1 protein-coding gene is annotated in these 1595 nt (G+C 58.8%); it reads right to left on the reverse strand.

Annotated features, from left to right (window positions below):
• Positions 1-676: 676 nt before the first annotated feature.
• Positions 677-1105, reverse strand: coding sequence for a hypothetical protein (locus tag JQ575_RS45555; protein ID WP_312016143.1), 429 nt, complete (start codon positions 1103-1105; stop codon positions 677-679).
• Between the last annotated feature and the right edge of the window lie 490 nt (positions 1106-1595).

Raw genomic sequence — 1595 nt, forward strand, 5'->3', positions numbered from 1 at the left:
GAGCGCGAGGGCGGCGAGCCGAAATTCAAGGTCCGCGACACGCCGGACTGGAAGAAGCATGCAGCCGACCTTGAAGCGGAGATGCTGGGAATGAATTTCAGCGTGATCGAATGGCACGAGGGCCAGGAGAAGCTTCCGTTCGATTGGTCAGGCCAGGACCGCGTTCGCCGGCAGTAGCCCGCCTCTAGGTTGCCAATCGCACGGCAACAGACGCCCCGATAACTGCGGATGCAAAGGCAATCTGGGAACTCACACCAAGAGGCCAATCAAGTTTGCGCTTGGTGTGCATCCAGTTGTGAAAGCGCACAAGGGTGGCCAAGGGCTGGCGAGAATAAAGCATATAAGCCAACTTCAGTGGATCCGGGAGCATCCCCCCAACGGCACCAGCCAGGACGGCGACTATGTTGGCTTTCGTCCCAAAGATGCCGACTGCGAGAACTAGGCCTGCGAATGCGTCGAAGCCAATCACGGCCAAATCGCGTAGTGGCGCGGTTATCCGCCAAATATTTCGAGCGCCGGCTTTCAGCGATATCGATCTGAGCCGATAATCCCAATGAGGGATTGAATCGATCACGAAATGGCTTGCAAAGCCCGCCACGAATGCGGCAACCGGATGGGAAACGGCATCCGAGTGGCAAGAGCCGCCCCAACGACCGCATGTGTGCTCAGGATCATCTTAAACCAATAGTGGCTGCCGCAGTTGGCCGCAATCTTTCGTTCTGGCGCGAGGGCCACTGTCCCCGCGAATGCCTGCAGATGGTCGGCGTCCCGATTGCTTGCTCGTGTCGACGTCGACCCAGACGTTCATGAGAAGGCATCCCCGCAGCATGGCGGGAGAGGCGGGGTTCTTTACCTTCACCCAGTTCGGTGATCGAGCCGGCCGGTACGGTCGATCGGCGAGCTTCGACACCAGCCCCTCCAGGCCCATAAGGCAGGCATGCCGGAAAAGCTCTGGCCCGATCTCGCCGCGCTCGAAGTCGGAAATGAAAATGCCGTCGACGTGCCCCGCAAGCTGCCGGGCGAGGTTTGTCTTCCGCATAGTGAGCGGTAGCTTTCGAATATCGTCCCCATCCGTCACCAGCATATCGAAGGCATAGAACTGCACCTCGTCATTGTGCTTGCGGCTATCAGGCCATCGAAGTCGGAGATCCCATCAACCCCCAGCAGCACGGCCTCACCGTCCAGCACAAATGACCGGTTGCGCAGCGCGGCCTCAGTGATCAGCGGATATCGGTCACTCCAGTCGAAGCCATTCCGGGTGAACAGCCGAACCCGCTTGCCCTCGAGGTTGGACGATCAGCCGATAGCCATCGCGCTTGATCTCGTGGAGCCAATTCTTCGAGGCAGGGACCTTGGTGGCGCGGGTCGGGATGCAGGGTTCGAACGACGAGCTTCGCATTATTTCTCAATATGGCTTGAAGTGGATTTCGCCCGGGCTGCCCTGGCTCGGACGATACACAGGCGATTTCTAATTGCAGAGACCGATCGTCTCATAGCCACGGATACCGAAAGTGTAGACCTCCCGCTGTCTCGCAATTCAAGCAGGCGGCGATCGTCTTCCTCCGTCCAAGGCCTGTTATTATCGCCAACCATCG

Origin of the sequence: Bradyrhizobium sp. JYMT SZCCT0428, from assembly GCF_018131075.1 — a bacterium.
Taxonomy (GTDB): Bacteria; Pseudomonadota; Alphaproteobacteria; order Rhizobiales; family Xanthobacteraceae; genus Bradyrhizobium.